The sequence below is a fragment of the Blautia sp. DFI.9.10 genome (genome assembly GCF_024461705.1).
In the GTDB taxonomy this organism is placed as follows: Bacteria; Bacillota; Clostridia; order Lachnospirales; family Lachnospiraceae; genus Blautia_A; species Blautia_A fusiformis.
Genome location: NZ_JANGAA010000007.1, coordinates 79362 through 95537 on the forward strand (window position 1 = coordinate 79362; position 16176 = coordinate 95537).

At 48.4% G+C, this 16176-nt stretch carries 12 protein-coding genes and 1 pseudogene; 11 read left to right on the forward strand and 2 right to left on the reverse strand.

Annotation, left to right across the window (positions count from 1 at the left end; all coding sequences use genetic code 11):
- Window positions 1-5: 5 nt before the first annotated feature.
- The 4 genes and pseudogenes from glmM (at window position 6) to NE671_RS06285 (ending at window position 4480) form a co-directional block, all read left to right on the forward strand.
- Window positions 6-1391 (forward strand): phosphoglucosamine mutase, encoded by a 1386-nt coding sequence (gene glmM / locus NE671_RS06270; protein ID WP_021652123.1) that lies wholly within the window; start codon window positions 6-8, stop codon window positions 1389-1391.
- Between the two features lie 94 nt (window positions 1392-1485).
- Window positions 1486-3354 (forward strand): glutamine--fructose-6-phosphate transaminase (isomerizing), encoded by a 1869-nt coding sequence (gene glmS, locus NE671_RS06275; protein ID WP_021652124.1) that lies wholly within the window; start codon window positions 1486-1488, stop codon window positions 3352-3354.
- Between the two features lie 6 nt (window positions 3355-3360).
- On the forward strand, window positions 3361-3564 hold the full coding sequence (locus NE671_RS06280) for a 4Fe-4S binding protein (protein ID WP_021652125.1): 204 nt from the start codon (window positions 3361-3363) through the stop codon (window positions 3562-3564).
- A gap of 8 nt (window positions 3565-3572) precedes the next feature.
- A pseudogene (locus NE671_RS06285) lies at window positions 3573-4480 on the forward strand (sugar phosphate nucleotidyltransferase).
- A 67-nt stretch (window positions 4481-4547) separates the two neighbouring features.
- Here the strand turns inward: NE671_RS06285 and NE671_RS06290 are convergent.
- Window positions 4548-5486: an Rpn family recombination-promoting nuclease/putative transposase gene (locus NE671_RS06290; RefSeq protein ID WP_021652128.1), complete on the reverse strand. Its 939-nt coding sequence runs from the start codon at window positions 5484-5486 to the stop codon at window positions 4548-4550.
- A 196-nt stretch (window positions 5487-5682) separates the two neighbouring features.
- Here NE671_RS06290 and glf point away from each other — a divergent pair, with 196 nt between their 5' ends.
- The 3 genes from glf to NE671_RS06305 all read left to right on the forward strand — a co-directional run bounded on the left by glf (window position 5683) and on the right by NE671_RS06305 (window position 10781).
- The gene (gene glf, locus NE671_RS06295; protein ID WP_256163785.1) at window positions 5683-6798 is read left to right on the forward strand and encodes a UDP-galactopyranose mutase; all 1116 of its coding nucleotides are present in this window, start codon (window positions 5683-5685) and stop codon (window positions 6796-6798) included.
- Between the two features lie 122 nt (window positions 6799-6920).
- Window positions 6921-7793 (forward strand): hypothetical protein, encoded by an 873-nt coding sequence (locus NE671_RS06300; protein WP_256163787.1) that lies wholly within the window; start codon window positions 6921-6923, stop codon window positions 7791-7793.
- Window positions 7794-7832: 39 nt separating this feature from the next.
- Complete coding sequence (locus tag NE671_RS06305) at window positions 7833-10781, forward strand: C1 family peptidase (RefSeq protein WP_256163788.1); 2949 nt, start codon at window positions 7833-7835, stop codon at window positions 10779-10781.
- A gap of 117 nt (window positions 10782-10898) precedes the next feature.
- On the opposite strand, the gene NE671_RS06310 is transcribed toward NE671_RS06305, so the two are convergent.
- Window positions 10899-11345, reverse strand: coding sequence for an RbsD/FucU family protein (locus NE671_RS06310; protein WP_015527311.1), 447 nt, complete (start codon window positions 11343-11345; stop codon window positions 10899-10901).
- Window positions 11346-11692: 347 nt separating this feature from the next.
- Between NE671_RS06310 and NE671_RS06315 the strand changes: the two genes are divergently transcribed.
- From NE671_RS06315 to NE671_RS06330, 4 genes are read left to right on the forward strand one after another with little or no spacing between them, the layout of a single operon-like run.
- Entirely contained in the window at window positions 11693-12544 is an 852-nt protein-coding gene (locus tag NE671_RS06315) for a class II fructose-bisphosphate aldolase (protein WP_015527310.1), read from the forward strand.
- A 34-nt stretch (window positions 12545-12578) separates the two neighbouring features.
- The gene (locus tag NE671_RS06320) at window positions 12579-13604 is read left to right on the forward strand and encodes a LacI family DNA-binding transcriptional regulator (protein ID WP_015527309.1); all 1026 of its coding nucleotides are present in this window, start codon (window positions 12579-12581) and stop codon (window positions 13602-13604) included.
- A complete protein-coding gene (gene xylB / locus NE671_RS06325) occupies window positions 13604-15121 on the forward strand; it encodes a xylulokinase (protein ID WP_256163789.1) in 1518 nt (505 codons plus the stop codon). Before NE671_RS06320 ends, xylB begins: the two co-directional genes overlap by 1 nt.
- A gap of 2 nt (window positions 15122-15123) precedes the next feature.
- Window positions 15124-16176, forward strand: coding sequence for a galactitol-1-phosphate 5-dehydrogenase (locus NE671_RS06330; RefSeq protein WP_015527307.1), 1053 nt, complete (start codon window positions 15124-15126; stop codon window positions 16174-16176).

Genomic DNA, 16176 nt, shown 5'->3' on the forward strand with positions numbered 1-16176 from the left:
TTAAAATGTCAAAATACTTTGGAACCGATGGCTTCCGTGGTGAAGCCGGAATTACATTAACAGCAGGCCATGCTTATAAAGTGGGTCGCTTCCTCGGCTGGTATTATAATGCACTGCGTGAGCGCAATGGTGACAACAATCCTGCTCATATCGTCATCGGCAAGGACACCCGTCGCAGCTCCTATATGTTCGAGTACAGTCTGGTTGCAGGTCTGATGGCCTCTGGAGCAGATGCTTGTCTGCTACACGTCACCACCACTCCTTCCGTGGCGTACATCGCTCGCGTGGATGACTTTGACTGTGGTATTATGATTTCCGCGAGCCACAACCCCTACTACGATAATGGCATCAAGTTGATCGACTGCTACGGTGAGAAGATGCCTGAGGAGACTCTGCTGCTGGTGGAAGACTACATCGACGGCAAGCTCCATGTTTTTGATAAGGACTGGCCGGAGTTGCCCTTTGCCCACCGTGAGCATATTGGCTGTACTGTGGATTACATCTCCGGTCGTAACCGCTACATGGGCTACCTGATCTCTCTGGGTATATACTCCTTCAAGGGTGTCAAGGTCGGTCTGGACTGTGCCAATGGCTCCAGCTGGAATATCGCAAAGTCCGTGTTCGATGCTCTTGGCGCGGACACTTATGTTATTAACAACAAACCGAATGGCTTGAACATCAATAACAATGCTGGCTCCACTCACATCGAGGGTCTCCAGAAGTTTGTTGTGGAAAATCATCTGGATGTTGGTTTTGCTTACGATGGTGATGCCGACCGCTGCCTGTGTGTGGACGAAAAGGGCAATGTTATCACTGGCGACCATATCCTTTACATTTATGGTTGCTACATGAAGGAACGTGGTAAGCTGTTAAATAATACTGTTGTCACCACAGTTATGTCCAACTTTGGTCTCTACAAGGCTTTCGATGAGCAAGGTATCGGTTACGCTAAGACCGCTGTCGGCGATAAGTATGTTTATGAGTATATGGCCAAGAACGGCTGCCGTGTCGGTGGTGAGCAAAGCGGCCATATCATCTTCTCCAAGTATGCGAGCACTGGTGATGGCATTCTGACCAGCCTGAAAATGAAGGAAGTCATGCTGGCTAAGAAGAAGCCGATGAGTGAGCTGGCAGCACCGCTGAAAATTTATCCGCAGGTGTTGGAAAATGTCCGTGTGACCGATAAGAAGGCTGCACAGAATGATCCTGTTGTTCAGGAAGCTGTGTCTAAGGTTGATGAAGCACTGGGCGATACTGGTCGTATTCTGGTGCGTGAGTCCGGCACTGAGCCTGTGGTGCGTGTCATGGTGGAAGCACCAGATCATGATACTTGCCAGAAGTATGTTGACGAAGTGGTTAATGTGATCTGCGAAAAGGGATATAAGGCGTAAAGTCAATGACGACTCTGGCAATTACCCGGAGTCGTTTTGCATAAGAGGGAAAGTATAATAGACGAGAGAAGTAAATATCGGGAGGGATAAACCTATGTGTGGAATCGTTGGTTTTACAGGAAACCGACAGGCAGCACCGATCCTGCTGGATGGTCTGTCGAAACTGGAATATAGAGGATATGATTCGGCCGGACTGGCTGTCCGTGATGGAGAGAATCTGGCACAAGTCGTGAAAGCAAAGGGTCGCCTGTCTAATCTGATCGAGAAAACGGATAACGGTAATGCTTTGAAAGGAACTTGCGGTATCGGCCATACTCGCTGGGCAACACATGGTGAGCCGAGCCAGACCAATGCCCATCCGCATGTTTCCGGCAACTGCATTTGTTCTGGTTCCGGTCCAGTCGAATCTGAGGTTGTCGGTGTACATAACGGTATCATCGAGAACTATACTGAACTGAAGGAAAAACTGCTGAAGCACGGTTACACATTCTACAGCCAGACCGATACGGAAGTAGTTGTTAAACTGGTTGATTACTATTATAAGAAGTATAACCTTGGCCCCATCGATGCCATTGCGAAGACAATGGTTCGTGTCCGTGGTTCCTATGCTTTGGAGCTGATGTTCCGTGACTATCCGGGCGAGATCTGGGTAGCGCGTAAGGACAGCCCGATGATCATCGGTATTGCGGATGGTGAAACTTATGTGGCTTCGGATGTTCCGGCAATCCTGAAATACACTCGCAATGTGTATTATATTGGAAACCTTGAGTTTGCAAAACTTGTTCCGGGTGAGGCTCATTTCTATGACCTGAATGGTGATGAAATCGAAAAGCAGACCACCGAGATCAAGTGGGATGCAGAAGCGGCTGAAAAGGGCGGCTTTGAGCATTTCATGATGAAAGAGATTCATGAGCAGCCGAAAGCTGTCCAGGATACTCTTAATTCCGTAATCAAGAACGGAGTTATCAATCTGTCCAGCGTGGAGATTACCGAAGATGAGATTAAGAATTTCGAGCAGATTTATATTGTTGCTTGTGGTTCTGCATGGCATGTGGGCATGGCTGCTCAGTATGTGCTGGAAGATATGGCAGACATCCCGGTGCGTGTGGAACTTGCATCTGAGTTCCGCTACCGTAAGATGCCGCTCAATCAGAAAGCACTGGTGATCGTTGTTAGCCAGTCTGGTGAGACAGCGGATACACTGGCAGCATTGCGTCTTGCAAAAGAAAAGGGCATCACCACAATGGCTATCGTTAATGTGGTAGGCAGCAGCATCGCGCGTGAAGCTGATAAAGTGTTCTACACACTTGCTGGACCGGAAATCTCTGTTGCTACGACAAAGGCATACAGTGCACAGCTTGCCGCTATGTACTGCCTGGCAGTGCAGTTTGCGAAGGTCAGAGGAAAAATCACGGATGAGCAGTACAGCTATTATATTTCTGAACTGCAGACTATCCCGGAGAAGATACAGAAGATTCTGGAAGACAAAGAGCGTATCCAGTGGTTCGCGGCAAAGTACGCCAACGCTCATGATGTGTTCTTTGTTGGTCGTGGTATCGACTATGCAGTCAGCCTGGAAGGCAGCTTGAAGCTGAAAGAAATCAGCTATATCCACTCCGAGGCATACGCAGCAGGTGAGCTGAAGCACGGCACCATCAGCCTGATTGAGCAGGGAACACTGGTCATCGGTGTGTTAACTCAGAGTGAACTGTATGAGAAGACTGTAAGCAATATGCTGGAGTGCAAGAGCCGTGGGGCTTATCTGATGGGACTGACTACTTATGGCAAGTACGAGATTGAAGATCAGGTGAACTTCACAGTCTATGTCCCGAAGGTAGACGAGCATTTCATTGGCAGTCTGACCGTGATTCCGCTGCAGTTGCTGGGATACTATGTATCTGTGGCAAAGGGCCTCGATGTGGATAAGCCGAGAAACCTTGCAAAGAGTGTGACGGTGGAGTGATTGGATATGGAAAGAGAAATACCAGTACTATATAAAAGAAAAGAAGAATGCTGTGGTTGCACGGCCTGTTATGCCATCTGCCCGAAAGAAGCTATTTCTATGGTAGAGGATGAAGAAGGCTTTGAGTATCCACAGATAGATGAAAGTAAATGTGTTCGTTGCTATCAGTGCATTAAGGTATGCCCAATTAAAGCAACACGAGCACATTAAGGAGAGATATGAACACAACATTACTTATCATGGCGGCCGGAATAGGCAGCCGATTTGGAACAGGAATTAAACAGTTGGAGCCGGTTGATGATGCAAACCATATCATCATGGACTACTCAATCCATGATGCGATTGAGGCTGGTTTCAATCATGTGGTATTTATTATCCGTAAGGATATCGAGAAAGAGTTCAAAGAGGTCATCGGCAATCGCATTGCCTCCATTTGTTCCTCTCATAATGTAACTGTGGACTACGCTTTTCAGGATATCAACGATATTCCGGGAGAACTTCCGGCAGGCCGTACAAAGCCGTGGGGAACTGGGCAGGCCGTGCTTGCAGCGAAGAAGGTAATCATGACCCCGTTCATTGTGATTAATGCAGATGATTACTATGGCAAGGAAGGCTTCAAGGCCGTCCACGAGTATCTTGTAGATGGCGGTGAGTCTTGCATGGCAGGTTTTGTCTTGAAGAACACACTGTCCGATAACGGTGGTGTGACCCGTGGTATCTGCAAGATGGATGAGGGAAATAACTTGACAGAGGTTGTGGAAACAAAGAACATTGTAAAGACAGCAACCGGAGCAGAAGCAGACGGTGTGGCTGTCGATGTGAATTCTCTGGTATCTATGAATATGTGTGGGGATTGACTCCTGATTTTCTGGATGTGCTGGAAGAGGGCTTCAAAGAGTTCTTCGAGAAAGAAGTACCGGGTAATCCTCAGAAAGCCGAGTATCTGATTCCAATCTTTATCGGTGAACTTCTGGCAGAGGATAAGATGTCTGTTAAGGTGCTGCGGACTAATGATACATGGTATGGCATGACCTATAAAGAGGATGTTGCGGTTGTAAAAGAGAGTTTTCGTGGTATGCTGGAGCGTGGTGTTTATAAAGAAGAACTGTTCTGTGATATAAAGTAATATTGGTATTGTAAAATAGCAAAATGCTCAGATCCCTCACAAAGGATCTGAGCATTTTCAATACGAACTATTTCTTCTGTAATTTCAGCACGTCCTCAAGAGAAAGGCCTGAAAATCTGGAGATGTCTTCAGGGGAGAATCGTGAATCCTGAAGCATACGCTGTGCTGTCAGCATAGCTTGTTCCTGGCGGCCTTCGGCACGCGCATCATCGCACATTTCCTGAACAGCCTGACACATATTAACACTCCCTTCTGTTTCTGTGAAACGTAAGTTGATACCGGTTATGGAGTCGATGACCCGGGCTGCTTTGAGCTCGAGTGACCGGAAGCCGAGACTCTGTGAGGTAAGCTCCTGAAGCTTCCGTTTATCTTTGGAATATTTGATGAAGAGCATGACTTCTTTGAGATTGCTCTGGAGTTTGTCAAGTTCTTCATCCTTTATCTCGGCAGGTGAGAAGAGATTGATCCGGTAATCCGGGACCATGGAAAGAATTTCGGGGTCCTGGACAGAGAGCATTTCGTGGAGGCTCCTGGGAGCGTTCCAGGTGTCGGAACCGAAGTACACGACCGTGGTTATGACCGGGATGAGCCGGTCATCCTTGTAGAAGCCGGTGAGATATTCTCCGGATGTAGAAGGCCATTGCTTTGCTTCTCTGCGTGATCTGGCGGAATTTTCTACCTGCCCTGCGTATTCTAATGCATCATAGACCATGTTTTTGACCGGCATTGCGTAGTGTGTTTCCGATTGATTTTCAATCCCCAGGAGAAGATAGATCCTTGAATCATCGTGCATAACATTAAGAGATTTGAATTCGTCCCGGAATTTCTGGACGGGAACTTCTGAAGTGCCGGATCCGTAGGGGACAGCGAGAGCTGTGGTATCCAGTGGATGAAGAGTGTCAGGGTCTATGACGTTTTTTCCTTTGTACAGCATATGGTTGAACACATCCGCAAAAACGCGGTTGTCAGCCATGTAATCTTTGGTGATGGTATCCTTTGTACCCATAGGTTTCACCACCTTCGATCTGTTTATGTGATCAGAGTAGTTTATTATCTGATCCAGTTACAGGGTATCATACATTTTGGTGTTTGAGAAGCGGATATCTGATATTTTATCGGGATTTTACAGTGGCTTCTTGCCAGCTACCCTTTTCCGGTGTTAAAATAACAGCATCAATGAAAGAACAGGGAGAATGAAATCAATGTACGATTATCTTATCGTAGGTGCCGGTCTTTACGGTGCGGTTTTTGCACAGGAGGCGAAGCGTGCCGGGAAGTCAGTGCTTGTGATCGACAAGCGTCCGCATATTGCGGGAAATGTATATACAGAGAAGGTGGAAGGGATCAACGTGCATAAATACGGTGCGCATATTTTCCATACCAATAATAAGAAGGTCTGGGATTATATCACCCGGTTTGCCACCTTCAATCGTTTTACCAACAGTCCGGTTGCCAATTATCACGGGGAGCTGTACAGTCTTCCGTTTAATATGTATACCTTTAACAGGATGTGGGGCGTGGTGACTCCGGAGGAGGCTGCGGCAAAGATCGAGGAGCAGCGGCAGGCAGCAGAGATCACGGAACCTTCGAATCTGGAGGAACAGGCTATCAGTCTTGTAGGTACGGATATTTATGAGAAGCTGATCAAGGGCTATACGGAGAAGCAGTGGGGACGGCCGTGTACGGAGCTTCCTGCCTTTATCATCAAGAGGCTTCCGGTGCGTCTGACCTTTGATAATAACTATTTCAATGCGTTGTACCAGGGAATCCCGGTGGGTGGTTATACGAAGATGGTTGCCAATCTGCTGGACGGTATCGAGGTACGGCTGAATGAGGATTATCTGGAGAAAAAAGAGCAGTACGATGCAATGGCGGAGAAAGTGATCTACACAGGTGCCATCGACGCGTATTTTGACTATAAGCTGGGAACTCTGGAGTATCGTTCTGTGCGTTTTGAGAATGAAACACTGGATAAACCTAATTTCCAGGGAAATGCAGCAGTGAATTATACGGATGTGGAGACTCCATGGACACGTATCATCGAGCATAAATGGTTTGAGTTCGGAAAGGATGAGGATGGTAATGATCTTCCGAAAACGGTGATCAGCCGGGAATACAGTTCCGAGTGGAAACCTGGAGATGAGCCGTATTATCCGGTCAATGATGAGAAGAACGGAGCGCTTTACGGACAGTATAAGGAGCTTGCAGAGAAGGAACCGAAGGTGATATTCGGCGGCCGTCTTGGCGAATATAAATATTATGACATGGATGCGGTGATCGCTTCTGCGTTGGATATGTGTGAGCGGGAGCTTGCATAAAAAAGATACTGGATATAACTAATGATAAGATCCTCTTATATTTCGGAGTCAAGGCAAAAGAGAAATATAAGGGGATTTTATGCATAGAATGGCAGTGAGATTTTTTGAGGGAGGAAAGAGCAATGAAAAGGTGCAAAGGTGTGCTTCTGGCAGGAATGCTGGTGCTGAGCATGAGTGTTCCGGTGTATGCGGACAAGTCGGTTGTGGTGAAGGTGGAAGCTCCGGCGGATACCACAGATTATTATATGACTGTGGATTCTGGTGGAGTTGGTGTGGATATTTATCCGTCCACCGACGGAAAAGGTGAAAAGCTCAATGATAAGACGGTAAGGGATGGGACTGTCCTGCATATCGAAGGGGAGACAGAGAAGAATGGTGAGACCTGGGGATATACAAAGTATAATGGCAGATACGGTTATGTGCTGCTGGAGGAGCTGCGGCCCTCAAAGGATGCGGAGCTGGCGAAGGCCGGAATCGCAGGGAGCACGGAGAAAGAGACTTCTGCAGTGAATCAGGGAGATGCATCCGATACGCAGGATTCCGCAGCCGGCGAGACTCAGGGGAAAGCAGCAGGAACGGACAATACAGGCAACTCTCAGGCTCAGAATGGCGAAGGACAGGGAACGTCTGCAGGGACGGCCAGCACAGGCAGCTCTCAGGCTCAGAATGGCGAAGGACAGGGAGCGTCTGCAGGGATGGCCAGCACAGATGAATCTCAGGCTCAGAGAGGTGAGGTTCAGGGGCCACCTGCAGGGACGGCCAACACAGGTAGTTCTCAGGCTCAGAGCGGCGAGGTCCAGGGACCGCCTGCAGCGGATGGAACAACAGAAGGTGGGGGATCTGTGGATGAAGCTGTCACCAAGCCGGTCAATGGCACAGCTGCGACATCTTTTAAAGAAGAAAATTCCTGGTATAAAAGTCCGTTTATCTGGATCGGGATCGCAACAGTACTTGCAGTAATCGGAATTCTGGGTTATCATTTGAAGAAACGTTAACAGATAAATCAGATCAATATAAGAAAAGTGGAGAATTTTGTGAAGAGATTACAGCTTGTCAGGAAGAAATTATTGCCGCTTCTTCTGTGTGTGGCAGTTGCGGGCAGCCAGGTTCCGGTCATGGCAGCCGATGTGGAAGGCTTCAGTGATTCTGCGGAAGGCTTCAATGAAGAATGGTCAGAAGATACACAGACGCAGTCAGCGGAAGCAGAGGATACGACGGAGACCGCAGAAGGGAACACCGCAGAGAATATCACAGGGAATACCACAGAGAACACCGGTATCCCGGATGAACAGACAGAGGATATTGCAGAGGCAGCCGACGGGGATACCGAGGATATAGCCTTGCAGAGTTCCGAGGAGGATACAGAGACTCCCGAAACATCAGAAGGATTGTCTTCTGATTCCCAGGAGGATACCTTTGGCGACGGTGAGGAGAGCTTTGGGGATGCCTCAGACAGTGATGAGTCCGGCATCGAATATATCAAGGGCCGTCCGCTTACGGAGGAAGAGGAGCAGGAACAGCTGGCACCCTTTGATAATCTGACCTCTTATTCCACCGCCGTGGAGATCGGAAATGATGTGGATGAGGTACCGATGGGAAGAGCTGCGGCCTATCCGTCCTATTATAATGCAGCGGATCAGGGATATGTTACTTCCGTAAAGAATCAGGAGCCCTACGGTATGTGCTGGGCATTTGGAATGGCCTCTCTTCTGGAAACCTCGTTTCTGACCCAGGGCCTTGGGGCTTATGATCTGTCGGAAGAGCATCTGGCGTATTTTTTTGCAAACAGAAAGAATGACCCGCTTGGAAATACCTACGGGGATGTCAATAAGCATATGGGGACAGATGATAAAGGAAACGCAGATTATCATGAGGGCGGAAATGATCTTCTGGCTTCCATGTTTCTGAGTACCTGGTCTGGAATGACAACAGAAGGGGATGTGCCGCTGGCAACAGATTCCACGCATACACAGAAAACCGGTGTGACTCCGGCGGCATCCAAGGCGTACAATGCAACTGCTTATCTGAAAAATGCCTATTTTTCCGATTATTCCGTAAATGCCATGAAGAAGCTTCTGGTTGCAAATAATTCGGTCACTGTGATGTATAATGCACAGAATGCCTATTACAATGCAAGTACAGCGGCCTATTCTTATCCTACCAGCACCAAGAACGTGAATCATGTAGTTACAGTGGTGGGGTGGGATGACAATTATTCTGCGAAGAATTTCCGGGCATCTTCCAAGGTAAAGGGAGACGGAGCCTGGATCGTTAAGAACAGCTGGGGTACAGGCTGGGGAAAATCCGGATATTTTTATATGTCCTATGAGGATAAGTCTGTCAGTGAGCTGGTTGCGGCTACGGCTGTCAATACACCGAAATATAGCAACAATTATTTTTATGACGGAACGTCAGGCCTTGGCTCCATCCGCATGTATGCGGGAGAACAGCTGTCCACGGTTTTTCGTGCCAGTGCAGGAAACGGAAAAGCGGAATCGCTTGGTGAGGTGACTCTTAGCTCCATGTCTGCCAATAATTCCTATACTGTGCAGGTATACACAAATCTGAAGGATGCCAGTGATCCTACCAGTGGAACACCGGCATATTCCACACCGGTTTCCTGCAGTCAGCCGATGGCTGGGGTTATGACCTTTCAGATCCCGGAGGTTCTGCTCAGCCAGAACAGTCTGTATTCTATTGTGGTGACAAATGCAGGAAGCACATATATAAAATACTGTGTGGAGGCAGAGGTCAGTTATGGCTGGTGTAGCTTTTCTCCGTCTATCGTATCCGGTCAGAGCTTTCTGCGATATAACGCGGAGGATACCTGGATGGATGCGGTTGAATTTAATCCATCGGTAACGCCGAGGATCAAGGCGCATACTAGGACTCTGAGCAGTGCGGCCAGGATGCAGCTTTCTTCGTCTGAGATAAGTCTGTATTCCGGAGATCAGAAAACACTGAATGCTTCGGCTACCAGATCCGAGATGGATGCTTCCGGCATTGTCTGGGAAAGCTCAGATACCAGTGTGGCTGCTGTAAATGGAAGCGGCGTTGTTACTGCAAAAAATCCGGGAACAGCAACCATAACCTGCTACGGAAAAAATGCCAGGGGAATCCGGGCTACCTGTAAGGTTACGGTGAAGCTTCGTCAGACCACAGGTGTAAAACTGGTTTCCAAGGCATTTAACAGGATACGGATCTCCTGGAAAGCAGTTCCCGGCTGCAATCGTTATGCTATCTATCGCTGGGATGAAAGCGGAAATTCAAAAAAAATGGCAACCGTGACAGCAGATGTAGTGACCTGGCAGGATACTGCAGTGAAAACAGGAAGCACTTATACGTATCGGATCCGGGCTTCTTATGTACGTTCCGGAAAGAAGACTGTTTATGGAGCCGTATCTTCGCCGTTCTCAGCAAAAGCGGAGCTGGGGAAGGCCCGTGCAGTGGCTGAAGCTGTCAGCGGACCATGTAACAGGGTATCCTGGAAGAAGGTTTCCGGAGCCAGTGGCTATCATATCTACCGGAAGCTCCAGGGGAAAAGCTGGGTTCGGATCGGAACCGTGAACAACAAAGTATTGTCCTGGCAGGACACGAAGATTGAGGGAATCACCTCCTACGCTTATGCTGTGAGGCCATATAAGAATGTAGACGGGAAAAAAGTTTTCGGAGGATATCAGGCAAGCAGCTATATCCTGTCCTATCCGGAACTTCAGAAGATATCCAGTGTCAGGAAGACCTCCAGGGGGCTGAAGATCTGCTGGAAAGCGCAGAAGAAAGCAGATTGCTATCAGATCTACCGTAAGACCGGAAAGGGTTCATGGAAAAAGATCAGTACAGTTTCCGGAGGCAGCAGCTCCTCCTTTGAGGATAAGACCGCAAAAAAGGGAACAACGTATTACTATGCGGTGCGTGCAGGGATAAAAACCTCCGGTGGAAAAGTACTCTGCGGAGGATACGCCGCAAAAGCAGCAAAGAGATAAAAGTGTTAAAATATAAAACGCCCGGATCTGGCTTGAAACATTCCAGATCCGGGCGTTTTATGTTTTGGTTGAATATGTGTATTATATATGATTATATCAGGCAGTTCAAAAGAAAGATCAGTCGTTGTTGATCACAACGCCTTTCTGAAGCATGATGTTGGCATAAAGTGCTTTCTCACTTGTGGAGATGATGCAGTATGCAGTTTTTGCTTCGTCATAGAATGCGAAACGCTCGATGTTTCCGACGGCTTTTTCGCCACGCTCGTCATGCTTGGAAACGATTTCTTTATATGTATCCCAGATCGGTGTCTCCACATTATCGCCAGGCATTACTTCCATCAGGTTTACCGGATGCTCTACATAAGTATCCAGCGGGAAGAGCTTCAGGATGGCATCCAGGATCTCCGGAACGCCATGTCCGTCACAGCGGATGGTGATGGCATTTTTTCCCATGGATTCTACAGGGAAGTTTCCGTCAGCGATAACAAGACGGTCACTGTGTCCCATCTCACATAAAACCTTCAGTAATTCTGGTGATAAGATTTCTGGAATTCCTTTTAACATAGTTCATATCCTCCTAAGATCATTGTGTACTTACAGCATTTCGGAAATTATAGCATCAGGCTCAGGTGATCAGAACAGGATACATGGATTTCCGAAACTGTTATGACGCCGGTAGTATCAGACAGACCTGCCCGGCCACAGGCTTTAGAACTCTTATTAATTAATCTAACGGTATTTGGCCTCCTTTTCAAGGGAATATTTTCCTGTAAATGATGAAAATTTTATGGTTGACAGAAAACGTATGGAGCGCTATGATGAACTCAAACGGAAACGTTTCGGTTTCTGGATCAAATGAGAAAATAATACAAAACAAACACAATGATTATGATTCCAAGGAGGAGAAGATTATGCCACTGGTTACATCGAAGGAAATGCTGTTAAAGGCACAGAAGGGCGGATATGCAGTAGGAGCATTCAACGCAGAGAATATGGAGATGGTGAAGGCGATCATCCAGGCAGCTGAGGAGCTGAAAGCACCGGTTATGATCCAGACAACACCTTCTACTGTTAAATATGGTACGGTTGAGACTTACGCTGCGATCGTAGCAGCAGAGGCAGCCAAGGCTTCCGTTCCGGTATGCCTTCATCTTGACCACGGCAGCAGCTTTGAACTTGCGATGCAGGCAATGCATGCAGGCTATACCTCTGTGATGATCGATGGTTCCAAGCTGGATTTTGAGGATAATATCAGAGAGACCAGGAGAGTTGCGGATGTGGCAGCAGCCCTGGATATCCCATGTGAGGCTGAGCTCGGTAAGGTCGGTGGTAAAGAGGATGATCTTGAGGCTGAGGCAGACACTAACACCGACCCGCAGGAGGCGAAGGAATTCGTGGAGCGTACAGGTGTTACTTCCCTGGCAGTTGCCATCGGAACCGCACATGGTTTCTATGTGGGAACACCGGTTCTTGACAAGGAACGCTTAAGCGAGATCCGTGAAGTTGTAGATATCCCCCTTGTTCTTCACGGGGCATCCGGACTCAGTGATGAGGATGTCAGCGACTGTGTAAAACGTGGTATCTGCAAGGTTAACTTTGCAACAGAGCTTCGTGCTGCATATTCCAGGGCAGTGAAGGAGACCTTTGCAGAGAATGAGAACACCATCGACCCGAAAGCCTACGGAAAGAAAGCGATCCAGGCAGTGAAGGAGCTGGTTGAGGCGCGTATGAAGGTTTGCGGCTGTGATGGAAAGGCAGAATGATCTTCTGTAAAAAAACAGAAACGGAGTGATCTGTATGGCAGCAACCATGAAAGATATTGCCAGGCGGACCGGACTTGGGCTCGCAACGATTTCTTCTTATTTTAACGGCGGAAACGTAAGAGAAAAAAACAGAATAAAGATCGAGGAGGCCATTCAGGAGCTGCATTATGAGGTCAATGAGGTGGCCAGAGGGCTTAAGACCAATGCTACCAAGACCATCGGCGTGGTGATCCCGGAGCTTAACAATACCTTTTGCGCGGAGATCATCACAGGAATGGAGGATGTCTTAAGGAGTCACGGATATGCGACTATTGTCTGTGACTGCCGTACCGATAAGAGACTGGAGCGGGATGCAGTGGAGTTTTTAAGCCGGAAGCGTGTGGACGGGATCATCAGCATGCCGGTAGATGCGGAAGGCAATCATCTGAAAAAATTCCAGAAAACCGGAAAGCCCATCGTACTCATTGACCGCAGGATCCGGGAGCTTTCCTGTGACAGTGTTCTTGTAGACAACGAGAAGGCGGCTGAGGACGCAATGAGAGTTTTTTTTCAGGCAGGACACCGTAAGATCGGGATCATTGGCGGACCGGAGGAAATTTCCACCGCTCAGGAACGTCTCCAGGGGTACCGCAATGCATACGAAAAAGAAAATATACCGGTACGGGAATCTCTGATCTATCACGGCGATTATACCATTCAGGGCGGTGTGCAGGGAATTGAGAAGCTTGTTGCGGACAATCCGGATATGACGGCCGTGTTTGTTACCAACTATGAGATGACCATGGGGGCGGTGATCGGGATGAATGAGCTGGGTCTTAAGATCCCGGAACAGCTGTCTATGATCGGTTTTGACAATCTGCAGTTTGCCAGAGCATGCAATCCCAAGCTTACCATTGTGGCACAGCCTACACAGGGGATTGCCGGAGAAGTGGCGGGAATCATGCTGAAACGGCTGGAAGGGGCTGCAAGTGAAGAAACAGAACCGATCACGGAGAAGCTTGGCGCAGAGATCATCATGGGAAAATCCGTCCGTGTGCTGGACGAGAAGGAGAAGCTATAATGAAACCATATTTATTAGGTATTGATATCGGCACCAGTGCCTGTAAGGTTGCGGTTTTTGAAAAATCGGGAACGGTTGTGGCTGCGGCCAACGGCGATTATCCGGTTTATTATCCGAAGGAGGGCTGGGCAGAACAGAATCCGGAAGAATGGTGGAGTGCTGTCTGTCAGGCGGTAAAGAAGGCCATCCAAAAAGCGGGGATAGCACCTGAGGAGATCGCAGGCATCGGTATTGACGGCCAGAGCTGGTCAGCCATTGCCATAGATAAGGACGGAAATGTACTGACAAACACTCCGATCTGGATGGATACCAGAGCACAGTCTATCTGTGACAGATTGAATGAAGAGATCGGGGCAGAGCAGATTTTTGAAGTATCCGGTAATTCCCTTCAGCCGTCCTACACAACTGCAAAGATCCTCTGGTATAAAGAAAATCTCCCGGAGGTGTACCAAAGGATCCACAAGATCCTGCAGTCTAACAGCTACATTGCATATAAGCTGACGGGTGTGATGAGCCAGGATGTTTCCCAGGGCTATGGCCTGCATTGCTTTGACATGAGAAAGGCAGCCTGGGATGAGGATATGTGCAGAAAGCTTGGGATTCCCATGGAATTTCTTCCTGAGATCTGTGCCTGTGATCATGTTGTGGGAACAGTTACAGAGAAGGCGGCGAAGGAATCCGGCCTTGCTGTGGGAACACCGGTTGTTGCCGGTGGTTTGGATGCAGCATGCGGAACACTGGGGGCTGGAGTGATCCATCCGGGTGAGACACAGGAGCAGGGAGGACAGGCCGGCGGAATGAGCATCTGCATGGATGCGTACAAGGCAGATCCCAGACTGATCCTTGGCTATCACGTGGTTCCGGGACAGTGGCTCCTTCAGGGAGGAACCACCGGAGGTGGTGGTGTTATGCGCTGGTTTGAACGTGAGTTTGCAGATTATGAGCGCTCTGTAGCAGGGGAAAAAGGCTCTTCTCTGAACCAGCTCAATGAGATCGCGGAAAGGGTCGCACCAGGCAGTGACGGAGTGGTATTTCTTCCATATATGTCCGGTGAGCGTTCCCCGATCTGGAATCCTAATGCGAAGGGCGTATTCTACGGACTGGATTTTGCCAAGACCAAGGGACATATGGTACGTGCCTGTATGGAAGGCGTAGCACTTTCGCTGAAACACAACCTTGAGGTGGCAAAGGAAGCGGGAGCAGATGTGGAAGTTCTCCGTGCAATGGGAGGCTCTGCAAATTCTCTTCTCTGGACACAGATCAAATCCGATATCACAGGAAAACCCATCGTAGTGCCGTCCTCTGATACGGCAACAACACTTGGTGCAGCGATTCTGGCAGGTGTTGGTGTTGGAATGTATCAGGATTATGATGAGGCCATCCGTCTTACGGTAAAGGAAACAAGAAGACATGAACCGAACCCGGAAAACCGGGACGTTTATGAGAAAACCTATAAAACCTATTTAAATCTCTATAAATCTCTTGAACCTATGATGAGAAATGAGGAGGAAAAGTGATCATGAAAGCAGCAGTAGTAGTAGCAAATGAGGATGTTCAGTATCAGGAAGTGGAAGAACCTCAGGTAACACCGGGCCATGTGAAGATCAAGGTAAGATATTCCGGGATCTGCGGATCTGATATCCCGCGTGTATTAAATCACGGCGTACATTTTTATCCCATCGTGCTTGGACATGAATTTTCCGGCGATGTGGTGGAAGTGGGAGAAGGCGTTACCAAGGTGAAGGTCGGCGACCGTGTATCCGGTGCACCGCTTCTTCCCTGTATGAAATGTGACGACTGTCAGAAGGGTAATTTCTCTCTCTGCAAGCATTACAGCTTCATCGGTTCCAGAGAGCAGGGAGCAAACGCAGATTATGTAGTGGTTCCTGAGCAGAATGCAGTACCATTCGCAGACAATGTTCCATATGAGCAGGGAGCCATGTTTGAGCCTGCAACCGTAGCTATCCACGGTGTATTCCAGAACGATTACCACGGCGGTGAGTATGTGGCGATCCTTGGCGGCGGTACAGTTGGTATGTTCACCATGCAGTGGACAAAGATCTTTGGCTCCAAAAAGGTAGTGGTCTTTGATATCAGCGATGAGAGACTTGCTCTTGCAAAGCGTCTCGGCGCAGATGAGATCATCAACACAAAGGAAGAGGGATATATGGAAAAAGCCATGGCCATTACAGGTGGAAAGGGCTACGGCTTCGTATTTGAGACAGCCGGACAGGTTCCTACCATGCATATGGCATTTGAGCTTGCAGCAAACAAGGCACATGTATGCTTCATTGGTACTCCTCATGAAAACCTTACCTTTACACCGAAGGAGTGGGAGAACATGAACCGTAAGGAGTTCAAGCTTACCGGTTCCTGGATGTCCTACAGTGCACCATATCCGGGACGTGAGTGGGAGCTGACGGCGCATTATTTTGCAACCGGCCAGCTGAAGTTTGACCCGGGCTTCATCTATAAGAAAATACCGATGAGCCAGGCACAGGAGGCCTTCCAGCTGTTCAAGACACCGGGCCTTGTAAAAGGAAAGATCCTTCTTTCCAATGAGGAAGACTGA